The organism is Mycobacterium sp. 1165196.3 (assembly GCF_001673415.1).
Taxonomy (GTDB): Bacteria; Actinomycetota; Actinomycetes; order Mycobacteriales; family Mycobacteriaceae; genus Mycobacterium; species Mycobacterium europaeum_A.
Genome location: NZ_LZLU01000127.1, coordinates 15,803 through 34,044, shown reverse-complemented (window position 1 = coordinate 34,044; position 18,242 = coordinate 15,803). Strand labels below are relative to the sequence as shown.

At 66.8% G+C, this 18,242-nt stretch carries 21 protein-coding genes; 8 read left to right on the top strand and 13 right to left on the bottom strand.

Annotated features, from left to right (window positions below; translation table 11 throughout):
• Nucleotides 1-13 precede the first annotated feature (13 nt).
• Nucleotides 14-1,372 (top strand): wax ester/triacylglycerol synthase family O-acyltransferase, encoded by a 1,359-nt coding sequence (locus A5659_RS13935; RefSeq protein ID WP_067181857.1) that lies wholly within the window; start codon nucleotides 14-16, stop codon nucleotides 1,370-1,372.
• 35 nt (nucleotides 1,373-1,407) lie between these two features.
• Here the strand turns inward: A5659_RS13935 and A5659_RS13930 are convergent, their stop codons facing one another.
• Entirely contained in the window at nucleotides 1,408-2,235 is an 828-nt protein-coding gene (locus A5659_RS13930; protein WP_066861200.1) for a formate/nitrite transporter family protein, read from the bottom strand.
• Between the two features lie 214 nt (nucleotides 2,236-2,449).
• Here A5659_RS13930 and A5659_RS13925 point away from each other — a divergent pair, with 214 nt between their 5' ends.
• Complete coding sequence (locus tag A5659_RS13925) at nucleotides 2,450-3,667, top strand: cytochrome P450 (protein ID WP_067181854.1); 1,218 nt, start codon at nucleotides 2,450-2,452, stop codon at nucleotides 3,665-3,667.
• A 21-nt stretch (nucleotides 3,668-3,688) separates the two neighbouring features.
• Here the strand turns inward: A5659_RS13925 and A5659_RS13920 are convergent, their stop codons facing one another.
• Nucleotides 3,689-4,111, bottom strand: a complete 423-nt coding sequence (locus tag A5659_RS13920) for an ATP-binding protein (RefSeq protein ID WP_197498009.1) — start codon at nucleotides 4,109-4,111, stop codon at nucleotides 3,689-3,691.
• Between the two features lie 151 nt (nucleotides 4,112-4,262).
• Nucleotides 4,263-5,186 carry a 2-hydroxyacid dehydrogenase gene (locus A5659_RS13915; RefSeq protein WP_369806948.1) on the bottom strand — a complete coding sequence of 308 codons (924 nt, stop codon included), beginning with the start codon at nucleotides 5,184-5,186 and terminating at the stop codon, nucleotides 4,263-4,265.
• Nucleotides 5,187-5,471: 285 nt separating this feature from the next.
• Between A5659_RS13915 and A5659_RS13910 the strand changes: the two genes are divergently transcribed.
• Nucleotides 5,472-6,329, top strand: a complete 858-nt coding sequence (locus tag A5659_RS13910; RefSeq protein ID WP_066876475.1) for an LLM class F420-dependent oxidoreductase — start codon at nucleotides 5,472-5,474, stop codon at nucleotides 6,327-6,329.
• A 10-nt stretch (nucleotides 6,330-6,339) separates the two neighbouring features.
• On the opposite strand, the gene A5659_RS13905 is transcribed toward A5659_RS13910, so the two are convergent.
• Nucleotides 6,340-7,848 (bottom strand): SulP family inorganic anion transporter, encoded by a 1,509-nt coding sequence (locus A5659_RS13905; protein WP_066861272.1) that lies wholly within the window; start codon nucleotides 7,846-7,848, stop codon nucleotides 6,340-6,342.
• A 323-nt stretch (nucleotides 7,849-8,171) separates the two neighbouring features.
• The gene (locus A5659_RS13900; protein WP_067022438.1) at nucleotides 8,172-8,594 is read right to left on the bottom strand and encodes a nitroreductase family deazaflavin-dependent oxidoreductase; all 423 of its coding nucleotides are present in this window, start codon (nucleotides 8,592-8,594) and stop codon (nucleotides 8,172-8,174) included.
• A gap of 120 nt (nucleotides 8,595-8,714) precedes the next feature.
• Between A5659_RS13900 and A5659_RS13895 the strand changes: the two genes are divergently transcribed.
• Both A5659_RS13895 and A5659_RS13890 read left to right on the top strand, forming a co-directional pair.
• Nucleotides 8,715-9,614, top strand: a complete 900-nt coding sequence (locus A5659_RS13895) for a class I SAM-dependent methyltransferase (RefSeq protein ID WP_066861270.1) — start codon at nucleotides 8,715-8,717, stop codon at nucleotides 9,612-9,614.
• A 146-nt stretch (nucleotides 9,615-9,760) separates the two neighbouring features.
• Nucleotides 9,761-10,447, top strand: a complete 687-nt coding sequence (locus A5659_RS13890) for a class I SAM-dependent methyltransferase (protein ID WP_067022440.1) — start codon at nucleotides 9,761-9,763, stop codon at nucleotides 10,445-10,447.
• Between the two features lie 20 nt (nucleotides 10,448-10,467).
• Here A5659_RS13890 and A5659_RS13885 read toward each other — a convergent pair whose 3' ends face one another.
• From A5659_RS13885 to A5659_RS13875, 3 genes are read right to left on the bottom strand one after another with little or no spacing between them, the layout of a single operon-like run.
• Complete coding sequence (locus A5659_RS13885) at nucleotides 10,468-12,063, bottom strand: PPE family protein (RefSeq protein ID WP_067181877.1); 1,596 nt, start codon at nucleotides 12,061-12,063, stop codon at nucleotides 10,468-10,470.
• A gap of 20 nt (nucleotides 12,064-12,083) precedes the next feature.
• Nucleotides 12,084-12,389, bottom strand: a complete 306-nt coding sequence (locus tag A5659_RS13880) for a PE domain-containing protein (RefSeq protein WP_066876480.1) — start codon at nucleotides 12,387-12,389, stop codon at nucleotides 12,084-12,086.
• Nucleotides 12,386-12,961: a hypothetical protein gene (locus tag A5659_RS13875; protein WP_067181874.1), complete on the bottom strand. Its 576-nt coding sequence runs from the start codon at nucleotides 12,959-12,961 to the stop codon at nucleotides 12,386-12,388. Before A5659_RS13875 ends, A5659_RS13880 begins: the two co-directional genes overlap by 4 nt.
• 71 nt (nucleotides 12,962-13,032) lie before the next feature.
• On the opposite strand from A5659_RS13875, the gene A5659_RS13870 reads away from it, so the two are divergent.
• From A5659_RS13870 to A5659_RS28180, 3 genes are all read left to right on the top strand, one after another.
• Nucleotides 13,033-13,452, top strand: a complete 420-nt coding sequence (locus A5659_RS13870; protein WP_067181851.1) for a hypothetical protein — start codon at nucleotides 13,033-13,035, stop codon at nucleotides 13,450-13,452.
• A complete protein-coding gene (locus tag A5659_RS13865) occupies nucleotides 13,452-14,237 on the top strand; it encodes a hypothetical protein (RefSeq protein ID WP_067181872.1) in 786 nt (261 codons plus the stop codon). The genes A5659_RS13870 and A5659_RS13865 overlap by 1 nt, the downstream gene beginning before the upstream one ends.
• Before the next feature lie 121 nt (nucleotides 14,238-14,358).
• The gene (locus tag A5659_RS28180) at nucleotides 14,359-14,526 is read left to right on the top strand and encodes a hypothetical protein (RefSeq protein ID WP_197498008.1); all 168 of its coding nucleotides are present in this window, start codon (nucleotides 14,359-14,361) and stop codon (nucleotides 14,524-14,526) included.
• A gap of 30 nt (nucleotides 14,527-14,556) precedes the next feature.
• Here A5659_RS28180 and A5659_RS13860 read toward each other — a convergent pair whose 3' ends face one another.
• The 5 genes from A5659_RS13860 to A5659_RS13840 all read right to left on the bottom strand — a co-directional run bounded on the left by A5659_RS13860 (nucleotide 14,557) and on the right by A5659_RS13840 (nucleotide 18,207).
• Nucleotides 14,557-14,904 (bottom strand): hypothetical protein, encoded by a 348-nt coding sequence (locus A5659_RS13860; RefSeq protein WP_067181848.1) that lies wholly within the window; start codon nucleotides 14,902-14,904, stop codon nucleotides 14,557-14,559.
• Nucleotides 14,905-14,912: 8 nt separating this feature from the next.
• On the bottom strand, nucleotides 14,913-15,137 hold the full coding sequence (locus A5659_RS13855) for a hypothetical protein (RefSeq protein ID WP_066861264.1): 225 nt from the start codon (nucleotides 15,135-15,137) through the stop codon (nucleotides 14,913-14,915).
• Nucleotides 15,138-15,420: 283 nt separating this feature from the next.
• Nucleotides 15,421-16,683: a TetR/AcrR family transcriptional regulator gene (locus A5659_RS13850; protein WP_067022450.1), complete on the bottom strand. Its 1,263-nt coding sequence runs from the start codon at nucleotides 16,681-16,683 to the stop codon at nucleotides 15,421-15,423.
• 129 nt (nucleotides 16,684-16,812) lie between these two features.
• Nucleotides 16,813-17,598: a mannan-binding family protein gene (locus A5659_RS13845; protein ID WP_066861164.1), complete on the bottom strand. Its 786-nt coding sequence runs from the start codon at nucleotides 17,596-17,598 to the stop codon at nucleotides 16,813-16,815.
• 12 nt (nucleotides 17,599-17,610) lie between these two features.
• Nucleotides 17,611-18,207 (bottom strand): Mce protein, encoded by a 597-nt coding sequence (locus tag A5659_RS13840; RefSeq protein ID WP_067181844.1) that lies wholly within the window; start codon nucleotides 18,205-18,207, stop codon nucleotides 17,611-17,613.
• Nucleotides 18,208-18,242: the final 35 nt, after the last annotated feature.

The window sequence follows — 18,242 nt, the reverse complement described above, 5'->3', positions numbered from 1 at the left end:
AATGGGAACGCCTATGGAACCGATATCACCGATGGACGCGTTGTTCCTCATCGGCGAGTCACGCGAACACCCGATGCACGTGGGCTCACTGCAACTCTTCGAGCCCCCGGAGGATGCCGATCCCCATTTCGTGCGCGAGGCGTATCAGGCGATGCTGGAGTGCACGGACGTGCAGCCGTCGTTCCGTAAGCATCCGGCCTTCTTCGGCGGCATCACCAACGTTGCGTGGTCCTTCGACAAGGACGTCGAACTCGACTACCACCTTCGCCGGTCCGCGTTGCCCGAGCCGGGACGAGTCCGCGACTTGCTCGAGTTGGCCTCCCGGCTGCACGGCAGCCTGCTCGACCGGCATCGCCCGATGTGGGAGGCGCACCTGGTGGAAGGCCTGCAGGACGGGCGGTATGCGGTCTACACGAAGTATCACCACTCCCTCATGGACGGCGTCTCGGCGCTACGCCTGGTGCAGCGCGCCTTCACCCCCGACCCCGACGACGACGAGGTGCGGGTGCCGTGGAGCCTGGGTCCGCGTAAGCGCAGCGGGCGACGCGAACAGTCGTCGCTCTTCGACCGGGTGGGCCGCACCGCGGGGTCGGCGCTCGCCCTGGCGCCCTCCACACTCAAGCTGGCGCGCGCCGCGCTACTCGAACAGCAACTGACCCTGCCGTTCCGGGCGCCTCGCTCGATGTTCAACGTCCGGATCGGCGGCGCCAGACGGGTAGCGGCACAGTCGTACTCGTTCGAGCGCATCAACGCCGTCAAATCCGCCACCGGTACCACCGTCAACGACGTCGTGCTCGCCATGTGCGCCGGGGCCCTGCGCGCCTACCTCCTCGATCAGAACGCCCTGCCGGACGCGCCGCTGACCGCCATGGTCCCGGTGAATCTGCGCAAGGACGACGACGACCGCGGGGGCAACAACGTCGGGACGTTCCTGTGCAATCTCGCAACGGATCTCGACGACCCGGCCAAGCGGCTGGAGATCATCAGCGCCTCCATCCGCGACACCAAGGAGGTGTTCTGGCAGCTGCCGCCGGTTCAGCAATTGGCCCTGTCCGCCTTCAACATCGGCGGCTTGTTCTTCGGGCTGATCCCCGGTTATCTCTCCGCGGGCTCGCCGCCGTTCAACATCGTCATCTCGAACGTGTCGACCGGCAACTCAGACCAATTGTATTGGCGCGGAGCACGATTGGACGGAAACTATCCGCTGTCGATCCCGCTCGACGGGCAGGCGGTCAACATCACCGTGACCAACAACGCGGACAACCTCGACTTCGGTCTGGTCGGATGCCGCCGCAGCGTCCCGCACCTGCAGCGAATGCTCGGTCATCTCGAGGCGTCCCTGAAGGATCTGGAGCTGGTGGCGGGCGTCTGAGACACGTTGCGGCGCTGGCAAATCGCTGCCGCCGCTCACGAGGCAACGGTGTCGGTGGCGTCGGCGCGCTCTTCCTCCAGCCGGTCCTTGCTGCGCAGCAATCGCAGCAGCGTGACGAACAGGAGACCGCCCACCAGGTTGCCGACGACGGTGTAGCCGAACCAGCCCAGCCAATCGAGGTAGCCGAACGGCGCCTTGCCGGTGATGAGCGCGCCGAAGATGAGCAGCGAATCCAGAATCGAATGGAACAACCGCAGCCCGGCGAGGAGGAACGCCGCCGCCACGGCCGCGGCGATCTTGGCGGGCACCGAGTCGGTGCCGTGTTGCATCCGGGTCATCAGCGTGATCACCATGCCGCCGAGCACGGCCAGACAGAAGCTCTGGGCCGACAGCGGCGCGGTGGCGAAGTGGGTCGCGGATTCGACCGTCTGAGAGTGCAACTCGGGAAAGCCGGTCATGATCAGCCACATGATCACCCAGCCGCCGACGAGGTTGGCAAACATCGTCCCGGCCCATAGTTTGAGCAGTTGCGTCAGGCCGGCGCGCTTGGCCGCCACGGTGACGACGGGGATGATGAAGCCCTCGGTAAACAGCTCGCTGCGACCGAGCAGCAGCGCCAAAAAGCCGATGGAGAACGCCAATCCGGCCAGCAGCGGGCGGTGGGTGGCGTCCAGGACCGACAGATAGGCGAGCACGCCGAGCGCCACTTCGGTGCCCCCGAAAAACCCGGTGACCAGCACACCGCGCCAGCTCCGGTGCAGTCGCTGGGTACCCTCGCTCAGCATTCTGCTGAAGGCGTCTTCGAGCTCGTCCTCGATTGGACTGTCGGTTTTGCCGAGCTGTCGTCGGATGTTCTGGCCCATAATGAAGTCCTCGCAGTTGAACGGCCGAAGAAACGGTCATATACCCATTTCCCTGGTGGTCCTGCGGCCGTGACGCGTTAGCTATCCCACATGCGCCATGCGCCGTGGCGGGCGCCGATTTGCGCAACCGCGGCCACAATCTTTTGTGGGGAATACCACAGCGCCTACTGTAAGGTCCACGGTAAGTCAGCGTAGGCGGGGAGAAGGGTGAACCATGCCAAGCACCACTGATACGCGCAGCCAGCTGCGGCCCGACGTCGATCTGACCGACGGCGCCTTCTACGCGGGCGACTCGCGACCGGTCTACCGATGGATGCGCGAGAACGAGCCGGTCTTCCGGGACCGCAACGGCCTGGCGGCCGCGGCGACCTACCAGGCGGTGATCGACGCCGAGCGGGCACCGGAGTTGTTCTCCAACGCCGGCGGTATCCGGCCGGACCAGGACGCACCGCCCATGATGATCGCAATGGACGACCCCGCCCACCTGCTGCGGCGCAAGCTGGTCAACGCCGGCTTCACCCGTAAACGCGTCAAGGACAGGGAGTACTCGATCGGCGCGCTGTGCGACGCGCTGATCGACAACGTCTGTGAACGGGGCGAGTGCGACTTCGTCTGGGACCTCGCGGCTCCGCTTCCCATGGCGGTGATCGGCGACATGCTCGGGGTGCTTCCGGAGGAACGCCAGATGTTCCTTCGCTGGTCCGACGACATGGTGACGTTGCTCAGCAGTACGACCGCACAAGAGGATTTTCAGGTCTCGGTGGACGCATTCGCCGCCTACACCGAATACATGACGGGCATGATCGCGGCGCGCAAGGCCGAGCCCACCGATGACTTGGTCAGCGTGCTGGTACATGCGGAGGTGGACGGCCAGAAGCTGGCCGACCATGAGATCGTCACCGAGGTGTTGTTGCTGCTCATCGGCGGCGACGAGACCACCCGGCACACGCTGTCCGGCGGCACCGCACAGATACTGCGTCACCCGCAACAGCACCGGCGACTGGTCGACGACGTGGCCCTGCTACCCAACGCGATCGAGGAAATGCTGCGCTGGACCGCCCCGGTCAAGAACATGGCCCGCACCATGACCGCGGACGTCGACTTCCACGGCACGCAACTCCATCAGGGCGAGAAGATCATCTTGCTGTTCGAATCGGCGAACTTCGACGAGGCGGTGTTCGGCGACCCGGAGAGCTTCCGGATAGACCGGTACCCCAACAACCATCTGGCATTCGGCTTCGGCACCCACTTCTGCCTGGGCAATCAGCTGGCGCGCCTGGAACTGTCGATGATGCTCGAGCGGCTGCTGAAACGCCTCCCGGACATGCGGCTGGCCTCGGAGGACCCGCTACCGCTGCGGCCGGCCAACTTCGTCAGCGGTCTGGAACGCATGCCGGTCGAATTCACGCCCACGGCAAGGTCGGGCGCCTGATCAGGGACTGGGTCCGAGGCCTCACCGCTGCTGGCCGGCGAGCTCCGCGTCGGTCGCGTAATCCAGGTAAACGCTGGTGCCGTTGGGCCGGGCGTGGATGGTGCAGTGGTCGGACAGGCGGTGCATCAGCATGATGCCGCGCGAGGCATGCGGATCGTTCGACTGCCTCGATGAGGGCTTGCGCCAGCTTCCTCGGTCGCTGACGCAGACCCGGATCGACTCGGCCTGCGGGTCGTAGCTGGCCTGGAGTTTCATGACGCCAACCTGCTGATGCGAGCGATAAGCGTGCTCAACGCAATTCGCCAGCGCTTCGTTGACTCCGAGGACGACGTCCTCGCGGATTTCCTCCGGCGCGCGCACCTCTTGCGCCAGCCACCGTTGCAGCGCACGGCGCCACGCCGCCACCGTGTCGGGGCGGGCTGTGCCGGCGAGCGTCAGCCGCACCGGCGTGGCTGTCTCCGGCAGTAGTGGACTCATGAAAGCCGCATACCCAGTTGCAGTTGGAGCAATAACCTTCTGCGAGTATCGCTTCGGCCACAGATCGATAGCCGCGCAGAATCACCAGGTCACGGCGCCGACGGCGTCGCGGCGGGTGCTAGCGGTGCGGCGACAGGACGGGTGTGACCAGTTCGCCCGTGCTGAGGTAGCTGTCGAGATTGCGGATCGCCAGCAGGGCCATGGCCCGCCGGGTCCGCGCGGTGGCGCTGCCGATATGGGGCAGCAGCACAACGTTGTCCAGGCCGATCAATTCGGCCGGTACGTGTGGCTCTTCGGCGAAGACGTCCAGGCCCGCTCCCGCCAATTCGCCCGCGGCCAGCAATTCCACCAGCGCGTCCTCGTCGACCACGCTGCCCCTGGCGATGTTGATGAGGTAACCCTCGGGGCCCAGAGCCCGCAGCACCGCGCGGTCGACCAACTTGTGCGCATTGCGGTCACCCGTGGTGGCGATGACCAGGACGTCCACCGACTCGGCCAGCTCCACGGGCGAATCGGCATAGCGGAACGGTGATCCCTCGATGCGGTGGCGGTTGTGATAGGCAATGGCACAGTCGAATCCGAGCAACCTGGTCGCGATCGCCGAACCGATCCGGCCCAGTCCCAAGATGCCGACCTGCAGGCCGCTGACGTCCCTGGCGTAGGGAAACGCGCCCTCGCGCGCCCATCGGCCGGCGCGCACGTAGCGGTCGGCGGCGCCGAAACGGCGCAGCGTCATCAGGATCAGCCCCACCGCGGTGTCGGCGACTGTGTCCGACAACACATCGGGCGTATTGCTCACGCCGATGCCGCGGCGTTTGGCCGCCTCCAGATCGATGAGATCCACGCCGGCCCCGTTGTTGACGATGACCTCCAGATTGGGCAACGCCGCCATGGTGTCCGCATCGACGCCGGGCGATCCCGACGTCACCAGCACGCGCACACCGGCTCCGTGCACGGTCAAAAACCGCGTGCGGTCGGGGCCGCCGGGCAGCTGCGGAATCTCATACCGGGCGGACAGCTCCGCTGCGAACGTCGGCTCCATCTCGCCGACCCTGAGCACCCCGCTGACTTTCTTCGCCGTCACGACTTCATCATCCTCGACGGCGGCACGGGGCCGGCCGGCCGGCGGTGGAATATCCCGACGACGACTGTGGTTGATCAGCGCGGCGGTGTCGGCCATTCCCCCGGGGACCACACCAGAACCGTCGCTGCGAGCGACCACTTGCGCCAGAGGCGAGAAGCCGGCACCGCCCCCAAACCCCTGGCCCGCGGGCTCGCGGGAGTTTCGTCTGGGAAGCAATCCCGCTATCGCGCGGTTGCACAGCGAATGCGTATCGGAGTCGTCTTTCCGCAAACCGAGCTCGGCTCGGACCCCGCCGTCGTGCGCTTGTACGGTCAGCGCGTCGAGGAACTGGGGTTCACCCACATCCTGGCCTACGACCACGTCGTCGGCGCGGACCCGACGGTGCATCACGGCTTTCAGGGCCCCTACGACATCGACTCGACGTTTCACGAGCCGTTCGTCATGTTCGGCTACCTGGCTGCTGTCACCTCGTTGGAACTCGTCACCGGTGTCATCATCTTGCCGCAACGCCAATCGGTGCTGGTGGCCAAACAGGCCGCCGAGGTGGATGTGCTCAGCGGTGGCCGTTTCCGGCTCGGCATCGGATTGGGTTGGAACGCAGTCGAATTCGAGGCGCTTGGCGAGTCGTTCATCAACCGCGGCAAGCGTTCCGAGGAACAGGTCGAGGTCATGCGCAGGCTGTGGACCGAACGGTCGGTCACGTTCAACGGCCGGTACCACACCGTGACGGGGGCCGGCCTGGCCCCGCTGCCCACCCAGCGGCCGATACCGGTGTGGTTCGGCGCCGCGTCGGATCGTGCATACGAACGTGCCGGTCGGCTCGGCGACGGTTGGTTCCCCATGGTCGAGCCCGGACCCGGGCTCGACCACGCGCTCGAGCAGGTGGGCCGCGCGGCCGAATCCGCGGGCCGCGACCCGAAGAGCCTCGGCATGGAAGGCCGGGTCAGCTGGACCGAAGACCGCGATAAGCTCGCCGCCGCCATCGCCGCCTGGAAGGCCGCCGGGGCCAGCCACCTGTCGGTGAACACCATGAAGGCCGGCTTCGCGAACGTCGACGAACACCTCGCCGCCCTCGAGCAGGTTGCCGACGACCTCAGATAGCACCGCGGCTTTACCGGCTTCCCGCCGCGGACAACTCCTCGACCAAACTCAGGTGCGCGTTGCGGCGGCCGGCTTTCGATCGCTTTGGCGCGGGCTCAGTCGGCTCGACCGTGTCGCGGACATGGACCTGCCCGCCCGTAGCGCAGTGGCGGCGCTGCCAGTCGCTGATCGCTTGGTGCGCCGCGTGATCGAGATAGCTGGTCAGCAGGTGGATGGTGACCGACGTGCGTTCGGGGACCGACGCCAGGACGCCGGTCAACCGGGGCAGCGCCAGGAAGGTGCAAGCGCCTTCAACGACGACGTGCCATCCGTCACCAACGGGTTTGGCCTCGATCCTGGCGCGCACCACCCGCCATCCGGTGACGGCGACGGCCAGCGCGAGACCGATCATTACGCCGTGCAGCAGATTGAGGAAGACGACGCTGCCCACGGTCACCAGGTAGACGGCGAGATCGCCGTTGCGCAAGGCGGTTTCGATATGCGCCGGTTTCAGCAGCTCGATGCCGATGACGATGAGCAGGCCGGCAAGTGCCGCCGTGGGAATCTTTTCGACGAGCCCCGCGAACGGCACCGCGAAGAGCAATATCCAAATGCCATGCAGGATGGTCGATGCACGCGTCTTCGCCCCGGCATTCACGTTGGCCGCGCTGCGCACGATGACACCGGCGATGGGAAGCCCGCCGATGGCGCCCGACGCGATGTTGGCCGCGCCCTGCCCGATCAGCTCACGGTTGAAGTCGGTTCGCGCCCCGGTGTGCATCCGGTCGATCGACACCGCGGTCAGCAGACTCTGCACGCTGGTGATCAATGTGACCGTGATGACGGCGATGACGACGGCTGCCCAATTGCCGTGCGGCAGCGACGGCAACCGCAGTGCCTCGAGGACGGAGCCCTCCAAGACGATCCGGGACACGTGGAACGGGAAGATCATCGAGATGGCGGTGACCGTCACGATCGCCACCAGTGGACCCGGAACACGGGCCACCCGCGCCGGAACCCAGCGCCAGGCCACCAGAATGGCGATCACCAGCAATCCCAGCACGACTCCCGGGCGGTGTGCGCTCAGAATCTGGGCGGGCAATCCGGTGACGTTGCTCCACGCCGAGCTTTTCGAAGCGCCGCCCAGTAGCACATGAACTTGCTGCAGGGCGATCGTAATTCCGATGCCGGCCAGCATGGCGTGCACCACGACCGGCGAGATCGCCAGTGCGGCCCGGGCAATCTTGCTGAACCCCAACAGGACCTGCAGAATCCCTGCGATCACGGTGATGAAACATGTGATCGCCCAGCCGAACTGGGCGACCAGATCGGCGACAACCACGGTAAGCCCTGCGGCCGGACCGCTCACCTGCAGTGGTGAGCCGCCGAGCCACCCGGCGACCACTCCTCCGACGATCGCCGCGATCAAGCCCGCGAGAACCGGTGCGTCCGAAGCGATCGCGATACCTAGTGACAGCGGAAGCGCCACCAGAAAAACCACCAACGAGGCCGGCAGATCGTACCGGAGCGTCTCTCGCATCCGATCGAGCCGGGACGGAGCCACCGCCTCCAGGTCATGTCGACCTGGCTTTTCCAGCTTGTGCACCGGCCCTCCCCGAATTGGTCTTTAGCGGTGGGCTTTCAGCTATCCGCCCGGTCACGGCAGGATGATCACTCGTAAAGCCGTGCGGCGCAGGCGGTTACAGATACCACGAACGTCGATGTTCGGCTGGAGATGCCTGGCCTATGCGTTCGAAGGTAAGTGGACGGAGATAAAGGGGTCAACCGGACGGGCCGGGCGCATATCGAATGCAAATTTTTCGGCGGCCATTGCAAGCAGCGCAGCCAGCCGAGGGAAAATGGTTACTCCAGAACGAAAACCGGGATTTGCCGTGCCGTTTTCGTCTTGTAATCCGCGTAGGGCGGAAAGGCCTCAACGGCCCGCTGCCACCACTCCTCGCGCTCGGCGCCGTCGAGCTCGCGCGCTGTCAACCTGAGCACCTTGTCGCCATCCTGCAATGTCACGGCCGGATTCGCCTTCAGGTTGAAGTACCACAGCGGATGCTCGGGGGCGCCGCCGTGCGACGCGACAATGACATAGCGGCCGTCCTTCTCGACCCGCATCAACGGCACGTAGCGCTGCTTGCCGGACTTCGCCCCGGTGACGGTCAGCAGCACGATCGGCCGGTCGAAAACCTCGACTCCGTCGGTGGTGCCCTGACTCAGGATCTGTTCGGTCTGGTCGCGCACCCAGCCCCTGGGGCTCAACTCGATTTCGTCAGCCATACCTAGACCGAACACCCCGGATCCGCGACTCCATTCCCCGGGTCCAACTAAGGCGTACAGTCGAGTCGTCAACTTATATGAGCTAACTAATCGCGTCGCAGTCGCGGAGAGGAGATGGGTGTGGCCCGCACCGAGAACGACACCTGGGACCTGGCCTCCAGCGTCGGAGCCACGGCAACCGCGGTCGCCGCGCAGCGGGCGATCGCCTCCAGCCCACCGGATGCTTCGTTGAATGACCCGTGGGCCGACCCCCTCGTCCGCGCAGTCGGCATCGACAGCTTCATCAAGCTGCTCGACAATCAGCTCGACCGCAGCGACGATCCGCTGCTGAACCGTCAGGCGGTCAAAGAGCAGATCACGGTGCGGACCCGGTTCTTCGATGACTTCTTCGTTCAAGCGACCGAATCGGGCATCAAGCAAGCGGTGATCTTGGCTTCCGGGCTGGACACCCGGGCGTATCGGCTGCCCTGGCCGGCGGGCACCGTCGTGTACGAGATCGACCAACCTGAGGTGATCGAGTTCAAAACGCGGACGCTGGGCGAACTGGGCGCCACCCCCAGCGCGGAGCGCCGCACGGTGTCGATCGACCTGCGCGAAGACTGGCCGTCCGCCCTCACCGCCGCCGGATTCGATCCTGCACAGCCGACCGCGTGGAGCGCCGAGGGACTGCTGGTCTACCTGCCGCCCGAGGCGCAGGACCGCTTGTTCGACAACATCGCGGCCGTTTCGGCGCCGGGCAGCCGGATCGCCACCGAACACCTGGACCTGCGCAGCATCCCCTCGGACTGGGCGCAGAAACTGACCGAGCGGTCCCGGCGCATCGGCTCCAGCATCAATCTGGCCGAGCTGTTCTACACCGGCGAGCGCAACACCGCCGCCGAATACCTGGGCGCCCGTGGCTGGGACGTCGATATACGGACAACCGAGCAGGCGTTTGCCGCACACGGGTTCGCGGTGCCCGACGACGAATTGGCCTCATTCGGCGACGCTTCCGGCTACCTGACGGCGACGCTCAAGTAGTTGAGCCCCCGACGGCCTCGGTTGCTGCGCAGCTGGGGTCGGTCGGTGCGCCAGTTCCCCAATCAATCGCTCCGTCGCCGTGCCACCGCACGCCCCCTATATCAGCGTCATTGACATATATCAGTGCCGTTGATATAAACGGTGGCATGACCCAACCGACGCAAGAGATGTTCGAATCCGCCTACCGGGGCGAGGCTCCCGAAATGGGCGAGGGCAACCGGCCGCCGTGGAGCATCGGCGAGCCGCAGCCGGAGATCGCGGCCCTCATCAACGATGGCAAATTCCACGGCGACGTGCTCGACGCCGGTTGCGGCGAGGCGGCCGTGTCGCTGTACCTCGCCGAGCGAGGCTTCACCACCGTGGGCCTGGACCAATCCCCCACCGCCATTGCGTTGGCAACCGAGAAAGCCGCCCGCCGGGGCCTCACCAGCGCCACCTTCGAGGTCGCGGACATCAGCGCCTTCACCGGCTACGACGGGCGCTTCGGAACCATCGTCGACAGCACGCTCTTCCACTCGATGCCGGTCGAACTGCGTGAGGGCTACCAGCAGTCGATCGCGCGGGCCGCAGCGCCGGGCGCCTCCTACTTTGTGCTCGTCTTCGACCGCGCCGCGATGCCTGCCAACGGGCCGGTCAATGCGGTGACCGAAGATGAGCTGCGCGAGGTGGTCTCGAAGTACTGGGTGATCGACGAGATCCGGCCGGCCCGCATCCACGCCAACGTGCCCGAAAGCTTCCTGTCCGGCTTCCAGGACTTCGCCGCCGACATTCGCGATGAGGACAACGGTCGCAAGTCCGTGGGCGCCTGGTTACTGTCCGCGCACCTCGGCTGACGCGGACCGGGCCGCGCGGCCTACGGGCCGTCCCACCCCTCCGGCAGCATCGGCGTGCGCGCGCCGTCGCCGGAGTCGTTGTCGCCCAACGTAATCAGGCCGGCTGCCCGCAGGTCAGGCCGAGGTAGCGTCCCGGCGAAGCCCCGTGCCGAGGCGCCGGATTCCGAGGGCAGGTGCCGAGCGGACGACGCCGGTGCAGCCGCGGCGGCCGTCTCGTCATCGGCCTCGATGAATTCGTAGCGGTATCCGGGGTCGACGACCGAGCGCGGGCGCCGGCGTGAGCGTCCATGGTGCTGCTCCGCCGCGGCCACCCCGGCGGCCGACGCCGCGTTCTGCGTGGCGGGCGCCGCGTTGTGGGCCCGGGTCTGCGCCGTCGATTCCATACCGAGCCCAACGTTGCCCACCAGGTAACCGAAGCCCTCGGATCCGGTCACCGGGGCGGGTGGTGTGGGTGGAGCCGCGGGCGGCACAGCCGCCGAAGCCGTGGGCGCCGGGGTCGACGCCATCGACGTCGCCGTTGCTACCGGGCCGGCCGGGGCCATGGGCGCCGTCACCGCAGCGGCCGATACCGCCGGCGGTTGCACGCCCATCACCGCGGGCTGCGGCACGGCAGGAGCGGGAGCGCCGGCCGGCGCGGCCAGCCCGGCCAGGCCCGCCAAGCCCGCCAGGCCGGCCAGGCCTCCCAGGCTGGTGATCGACAGGCTCAAACCGACCTGCAGCAGCAGCGGCAGCTCCTGGAGAATGAAGCGCAGTGTCCGGATCGTCCAGTTGATGATCCGGTAGGTCTGCCACGCGATGAAATAGTTGATCAGAGCCGGGAATTGGGACGGGTTGAGCAGGCCGGAAAGGTTCTGCTGTAGCCAGGCCACCGCCTGGGCGTTGCCGTTGAAGAAGTTGCCCAGGTTCTGCAGGTACTCCGATGGACTCCAGTTGGGTTGGCCCTGCCCGGGGATCTGCTCACCGTCGGGCCCGAACAGCATTTCCCAGATCTCTTCGGGCGTGGGCAACTGGAAGGAACCCGTGCCGCCGCCTCCACCGCCGCCGGTCCCAGTGCCGGTGCCGCTTCCAGTTCCGGTTCCGGTGCCCGTGCCGGAGCCGCTGCCCGCCTTACCCCCGGTGCCCGATCCAGCGGCGCTGCTCATCTGCACCGCCGCGGTCGTCGCCTGGTAGGTGGTCATGGTGGTGGCCGCCTGGGTCCACATCCGCGCGTAGTCGGCCTCGTTGAGCGCAATCGGAATGGTGTTGACCCCAAAGAAATTCGTCGCCACCAAGGCCGTGTGCGTCGCATGGTTGGCGGCCAACTCCGGCAGCGTGGGCATCGCGGCCAACGCGGCGGTGTATGCGGTGGCCACCCCCTGGTGTTGAGCGGCCGCCTCGGCGCTCAGCGCGCCGGCCAGCTGCAGCCACGCCAAATACGGCATGTGCGCGGCGACGTAGCTGTCGGCCGTCGGGCCCTCCCACACCGGAACCGAGCCGGTCAATACGGAAGTCAACTCCGTTGCCGCCGAATCATATTGGGCGCTCAACGCCGTCCACGTCGCTGCGGCCGCCAGCAAGGGGCCCGGCCCCGGTCCGTTGCTCAACAGCGCAGAATGCACCTCCGGCGGAAGAGCCATCCACACCGGCGCGGTCACCGTCAGCCTGCGCCCAGATAGGTCGACGCACCCGCCGCGTCGCCGGCAGCGTAACCGACGCCGGCCAGACTCACGCCCAACCCGGCTCGACCCAACACCTCGACGCCCTTGGCCGCCGCGGCCGAATGCTGGCTTCCCCGCTCGCTGAATACCGCGGCGGCCGCCAGCGACACGGGATCGGCCGCCGGCGGGACCACCACCGAGACCACGGGCGCCGCCGCCGCGTGCGCGGCCGCCAGCGCAGCGGTGATCGCATCGACCGCCGCGCTCGTCGCGGCCAGGCCCTCGGGGATAACTCGCAGCGTCATAGCGGCCGCTCCTCGTATCGTCTTGTCGCCGAACCGGCGCCGGCCGCCCTGGCCGCAGGCGGCCAACCCACACCCAGGGCCACCACCCAGGCGAGCACACCGGCTACGAATCCAAAGATCAGGTGCCACGCCGCCCGCTCGAGCATTCCGTTCGATACCCACGCCGACATGGTGTGCCCTGAGGCGACCGAACTGGCAAGCGCGACAAGGTGAATGGGCGCGGCGGCCAGCACCAGTAACCACCGATGCGAGCGCACCACCGGAACCGAGCCCACCGTAAACAGCAACGCCGCCGCGGCCCCATAGCGACTGCTCCACAGTGGATCGCTCAATCCATGGATCGGCAGCACCGCGATCGATGACGCCGCGCCGACCGCCAGCACCGTCTCGCGACGCGCCGTCACCAGCGCGACCGCCACCAGCAGGGTCAGCCAGATCAGCCCGCGGTGACCGGGCAGCCCCAGGGGCATCCGGATATCGGTCGACGCGACGATGGCGGCGACCGCAACCAGCGGAAACGCCGCCTCGCGGACGGCGGTGGATCCGGCCGTTGAGTGCATCAGCACGGTCATGCGCAGATCATAAGCCGCGAGCATCTACACTAATCCTCATTTACGGCGAATTCACAGGATAGGACCCGTAAATGCGCAGCAATACGCTACTGACTCGGGCGGTTGCGGTTTTCGCCCTGGCTGCGGGACTCGTGGCGTGCGGCGCGTCGGAGACCGAGGTCCAGCTCGTCGTGCAGAACAACCACCGGGTGCTCGACCGATTCACCCTGTCGCGACTCGAGCAGCTGCCCCAGGTTCAGGTCGCGACGCCGCAATCACACCGCGTGCAGCAGGGCCCCAGCGTGCGTTCGATCCTCGACGCCGCGGGCGCTACCGGGGTCATCAGCGTGCGGGTGGAAGGGCGCGACCCGGCCCAGACCCTGACGGTCGGCGAGCTCGACGATCGGACCATCCTCGGCTTCACCAAACGCCACACACTCAAGCTCACCGGCGCAAAGCTCAGCCGCGATCAGTGGGTTCGCGACGTCACCGACCTGGTGGTCAACCCGTGATCACCGGTACCGCGTTGGCCGGTGTCGACCTGCTGATCGGCATCGATGACACCGACAACCCGTACACCCCCGGCACCGGCCGGCGGGCCCGCGCGCTGCTGCGTGAGCTACAGGCGGCCGAACTCGGCTCACCCGCGGGCGCCACGAGACACCAGCTGCTGGTCGATGATCGGATCCCGTACACGTCCCATAACTCGAGCGCGTGTCTGGCCTGGCGCAGCCCCGGCGGTGATCCGCACGCGGTGCGCACCGGGATCATCGAGTTCGCCGGACACTTCCTGGAAACGGTGTGCCCGCCCGATGCGGATCCGGGGCTCGCCGTCGTCGTTCCGGGTGAACTCGCCGGCAGCGCGGCGCGGCTGGTCGACTTCGGTCTCCGCGCCAAACGGGAAGTGCTGTGCCCCAATGAGGCTCGCGAACTCGCCACGACACTCGGCATCCACCTGTCCGGCCACGGCGGCACCCGGGAGGGGACGACCGGCGCGCTCGCGGCGGTCGGCCTGCACCTGTCGGGCAACGACGGACTGTTCATCACCTTGCCCGGAATCCGCAAGCTGCCCGACCGGGCCACCATCGAGACCGTATTCGACCTGACTCCGATCGACCTCGCCCGCGACGACGCTTTCCGGCAGCCGCGGCCCGGCGAGATGATCGACCTGGGCGACTGGGTACGGCCGGTGTTGCTCGATGGGCTGGCCGTATTGCTACTCGATCCGCCCCGACCGCAGGGCAACGGAACCAGGACGTGGCGAACGGCGCCGCGCGCGGTGGTCAAGCAATACTGATTTCCCGCTCGATCCCGCGCGTGAGCTGCGCCATCGGCGTCGGCGGCCGGGCGGGGGTTTCAATGGCCGTCATTCGGGCGAACCTGACGAAAGGCATTTCAGACGTTCAGAGGAGATCTCGGTGGATCAGCAAGTCAACTTCGACCCGCCCGCGGCGCCCGAGGACGCCCGAAAGGCAACCGAGGAACAGCGCAAGCTGCAGGAGCAGCTCGAGCACCAGGAGGAGGATCCGAACGGCCCCGGATTGCACCAATCCCGGCACGACCTACCGGACGAGAGCACCCGCTAGTCGCCTCAACCTTGGCTCGGCGAAAGCCCGTTAGAGGCAAGGTAGTTCAGATTGCCGGACCGCCGGTGTGGACCGCCGGTAGTCGTGGGCAAGCGCCACGCCCGCCTGCCATGTCAACGTCAACCCGCCCAGCGCCGCCGCGGGAATCGCCCATAACCGCCGGATCAGGAGCGCGTGATCGCACTGGTCGACATACTTGCCGCCCACGCCGACCGCGCTGGACGCCTGGGCCAGATCGGTGGCAAAGCCGCTGCCGCACTTGACTTGCCAGCCGAACTGATCGTAGGCGTCGATGAAAACCGGCAGGTACAGCGCGAAGAGCCCCGCGGCCAGCAACACCACGGCAGCGGAGACGACCAGCGGCCCGCGGTTGGTCATGCGCCCCCCTAGGTCATGCAGACGTTGGCGAAAAGCAGCACCGGCCAAGAGACGATCGAGCCGAGGAATGAGACCACCAGGTCGACGCCGTGCATGTCGTGCAGATGCTGGGTGTGGGTGCTCGACCAGATCACGCCGACGATCAGGTACGGCGTCCCCAGCAGGATCCCCAGGCCCAGCAGCTCGGCGATGGTCAGTTGGTACTCCAGGACTGAGCGGATCCTGCTGAGCATGGGCATGCCTTTCGCGCGGGTGCTGCCGGGTTCGAAGCCGACCTACACCGAAGTGCTGAGGACCCACCGCGTCCCGGCGTGCGGACTAGACCCGTATATGTTAATCCCCATTCGTGCGATTCGGTAGTGCTGCGCTCGATTCGGCGGCGCAGTCACGCAGCAGCCGAACGCTCAGATATGGTGGCGCAAAGGGGCGTTCGGCTCGCGCTCGATGCATCGCAGCGGTTTGTTTCCAAGAAGCAAGTGCGGGAAGATTCTTTGCCGGGGGCTCCACAACGGCATGTCAGCGGCGCTGCCGGCCACCGCGTGGCGCGCTCCGAGGCGCTGCGACCGGTCGTCCCAGCAGCGTGACCTCCATCAGGCGGCGCACCGTGAGTCCGGCGGCCGCGCTGGCGTCGGGGTAGACGAGTCGGCCGGTGTCCACCGCGAGGGCGAACGCGGCGTGGACGGCGTATCGCGCGCGGCCGAGCGTGAGCTCCGGCCTGGCCGCGACGGCGAGGCTGGCCCAGGATTCGACGGTGGAACGCTGAATGTTGTACAGCAGTACCGCGTCGGTGTCGGGCAGGTTGTGCCGCTCGGTGTAGTAGACGCAGGCTAATTCGGGGTTGGCGAACGAGCGGCTGACGTAGGCCTCGATGAGTTGTGCGAGCGCCTGTTCCGGGTCGGCGCTGGTGGCCAAGATGCTGGACAGGTCGCCGGAGAGTTGGTCGGCAGCACGCCGGTAATAGACGGCCAGAATGTTGGCCTTGCCCGGAAAGTACTGATAGATGCTGGCAACCGGGATGCCCACCGCCGCCGCGATGTCTTCCATCCCGGTCTCGCGATAGCCGCGTTCGTTGAACAGGCGCATCGATTCGTGCAAAAGAAGTTCATAGGTTCCGGCTGCGCTGGTCAGCGTCGCCGTGCGCGGCTGCTCGGATCCGCGACCGCGCTGGGTTGGCAAGTCGGCCCGCAACACCGCGGCCGAGATGTCCGCCAGCGCCGCGCGGATCTCGGAATTGCCCAGCCGCGACCGATGGTCGGTGATGCTGCCGATCACGCTCAGGGTGGCCGCCGACAGGATCCAGCGTTGCCGCGACGTGAGTTTCGGGCGAAGCCTCATCAGTGGACGCTGCAGGCGCCGGTTGATCAGTTTGATCTGTTCGGCCAGGGCGTGTTGATCGTCACCACGTAAGTAGCGGCCCTCCCAGCGATACAGTCCGCCGGCGGTGCGGTTGACGATCGTGGAGTCGATCAACGCACTGACCAGCGCGCTGAGCTGCTCTTCGGGATCGCCATCGGCGGGCAGGTCATCAGCGAACGCAGTGGCGTCGACCAGTTGCTGTCCCAGCGCCAAGAAGACTTCGCGGAACAGGTCGTACTTGCCCTGCGAGTGGCGGTACAGCGCGGCCGCGGAGATCCCGACCCGCGCCGCGATGTTTTCCATGCTGACCGCGTGATAGCCCAACTCGCTGAATGCATCGGTGGCGGCGCGGGCGATTTGGATCTTGCGGTCCTTCGGGCGCCGCTTTACTTGATCTGCGGAGGAGCGGCTAGCCGATGGCATACAGATCACCGTAGCCGCAGCAGCGGCCGTCGGGGCGATCGGTCGACAAGCGGTATCGCGGAGCCGGCAAGCCTCCCGCGCGCCGCTGGGCGCGGCGTCCTACCCGAGGTCATCAGACGTCTATCCCCGCTACGCCCCGCCGAATTCCGGGCGCAGGACCGAGCTCAGTGCGCTGAGCGGAATGTGTGGCTCGACGGCCCCTCCGTCCATGGACCATTGCTCCGATTGGCCGTACTGGATAGGCGAGTCGTGTCCCACCGGGTAGTCCGGCATGTACAGCACCAGCTCGTCGGGCGTGAGCGCCCAGGCTTTGTAGCCGCCCGAGAAGACCTTGTCCGGTGTCCACCGATCGAGGGTGAACGGATACGTTCCCGGATTGTGTTGCCATGCGGCATGGTCGAGCGCGTCCTGGATGGACGGCTCGGCCAACGGTGGAATTGCGGTCAGCGGGTCGAGGCCCGGCTTGGTGATGTCGGCCAGCTGCAACCGCCTACCGCCGGCCATGTCGAAGGTGAACGTGCGATAGGCGTTGTTGAATGCCGGGCCGTCGGCGTGGTAGTCCTCGTGGAAGGCCACGCTGAGCGCGCGCCCATGGGTGAACACCTGATAGTTCTCCTCGCCCCAGCTGTCTTGGACCATTGATGCGCCCTTGGTGCGCCAGTTGTTCATCAAATTCCGCAGGTATTCACGGATGGGTGGACCACTGGTGGGGTTCTCGACCAGGTCGCCGGGCAACGCCATCTTGATGTCGCGGACCGCCTTTCGCTCGGACAACACCGAGGTGTGGCAGTACTGCCCGTCCCAATCGCCGCCGAGCTCGCCGCAAAACGACTGCGCCGAGGCCGATGCCGCCGGTGCGCTCAACACCGCGGCGGCCACCAGCGCCGCACCGGCCGAGACTCGAATCAACCGCATGACCGAAACGCCCTAGGGTAGTTCGACTTTGCTGGCCAGCCAGCGGCCGCCGACGTTTTCCATCGTCATCTTCATCCGACTTCGGTCAACCCGACCGTCGGGCCGCACGGCGTTGCTGACGGTTTGGTCGACCATCAACAACACCACCACCTTGGTTTTGCTCTCCGATTGAATCGCCGAATCCACGACGGTGCCATGGGCTGCGGCCTTGTTGTCGATGAGCAGTTGCCGAAGCTGGGCGCCGGCTTTGGTGTACGTCTCCTTGAAATCGCCTGTGGCCCCGTTGAGTACGGCCGAGAAGTTCTGGTCGACCTGGCCGGAGTCGATACTGGTGAGCACCTGGGCGTAGTCGATCGCGGTCCGCTGGGCCGCCTGCCCGGCCTGGTCCACCGCGTGCTCGTCCCACAGCTTCCAGCCCAACCCACCGGCGAGGACGAACGCCCCGGCGTAGACGGCGGCGACAACCGCGATGCGGCCCCGACGTTTCCATCGCCAGGTGCGGCCTTTCGCGTCCTGCCCGTCGGCGTTCGCGGAGGCTTCCGGCTGGTCGTCAGGCGGGGTCTCGGTGTCTTCGCTCGTACTGCAGTCGTGGTCGGCGGTTAGTGTCACGGCGGTGTCTCCTTGCGGTGGTGAAGGGCTCGTGG

Excerpts from the sequence above, each read along its gene's own strand:
- A5659_RS13885 (WP_067181877.1), bottom strand. The coding sequence starts at position 12,063 with ATGGCTCTTCCGCCGGAGGTGCATTCTGCGCTGTTGAGCAACGGACCG.
- A5659_RS13910 (WP_066876475.1), top strand. The coding sequence starts at position 5,472 with ATGCGTATCGGAGTCGTCTTTCCGCAAACCGAGCTCGGCTCGGACCCC.
- A5659_RS13855 (WP_066861264.1), bottom strand. The coding sequence starts at position 15,137 with ATGCTCAGCAGGATCCGCTCAGTCCTGGAGTACCAACTGACCATCGCC.
- A5659_RS13925 (WP_067181854.1), top strand. The coding sequence starts at position 2,450 with ATGCCAAGCACCACTGATACGCGCAGCCAGCTGCGGCCCGACGTCGAT.
- A5659_RS13875 (WP_067181874.1), bottom strand. The coding sequence starts at position 12,961 with ATGACCGTGCTGATGCACTCAACGGCCGGATCCACCGCCGTCCGCGAG.
- A5659_RS13845 (WP_066861164.1), bottom strand. The coding sequence starts at position 17,598 with ATGCGGTTGATTCGAGTCTCGGCCGGTGCGGCGCTGGTGGCCGCCGCG.
- A5659_RS13905 (WP_066861272.1), bottom strand. The coding sequence starts at position 7,848 with ATGCGAGAGACGCTCCGGTACGATCTGCCGGCCTCGTTGGTGGTTTTT.
- A5659_RS13870 (WP_067181851.1), top strand. The coding sequence starts at position 13,033 with ATGCGCAGCAATACGCTACTGACTCGGGCGGTTGCGGTTTTCGCCCTG.
- A5659_RS13890 (WP_067022440.1), top strand. The coding sequence starts at position 9,761 with ATGACCCAACCGACGCAAGAGATGTTCGAATCCGCCTACCGGGGCGAG.
- A5659_RS13860 (WP_067181848.1), bottom strand. The coding sequence starts at position 14,904 with ATGACCAACCGCGGGCCGCTGGTCGTCTCCGCTGCCGTGGTGTTGCTG.
- A5659_RS13900 (WP_067022438.1), bottom strand. The coding sequence starts at position 8,594 with ATGGCTGACGAAATCGAGTTGAGCCCCAGGGGCTGGGTGCGCGACCAG.
- A5659_RS13850 (WP_067022450.1), bottom strand. The coding sequence starts at position 16,683 with ATGCCATCGGCTAGCCGCTCCTCCGCAGATCAAGTAAAGCGGCGCCCG.
- A5659_RS13930 (WP_066861200.1), bottom strand. The coding sequence starts at position 2,235 with ATGGGCCAGAACATCCGACGACAGCTCGGCAAAACCGACAGTCCAATC.
- A5659_RS13935 (WP_067181857.1), top strand. The coding sequence starts at position 14 with ATGGAACCGATATCACCGATGGACGCGTTGTTCCTCATCGGCGAGTCA.
- A5659_RS13880 (WP_066876480.1), bottom strand. The coding sequence starts at position 12,389 with ATGACGCTGCGAGTTATCCCCGAGGGCCTGGCCGCGACGAGCGCGGCG.
- A5659_RS13915 (WP_369806948.1), bottom strand. The coding sequence starts at position 5,186 with ATGGAGCCGACGTTCGCAGCGGAGCTGTCCGCCCGGTATGAGATTCCG.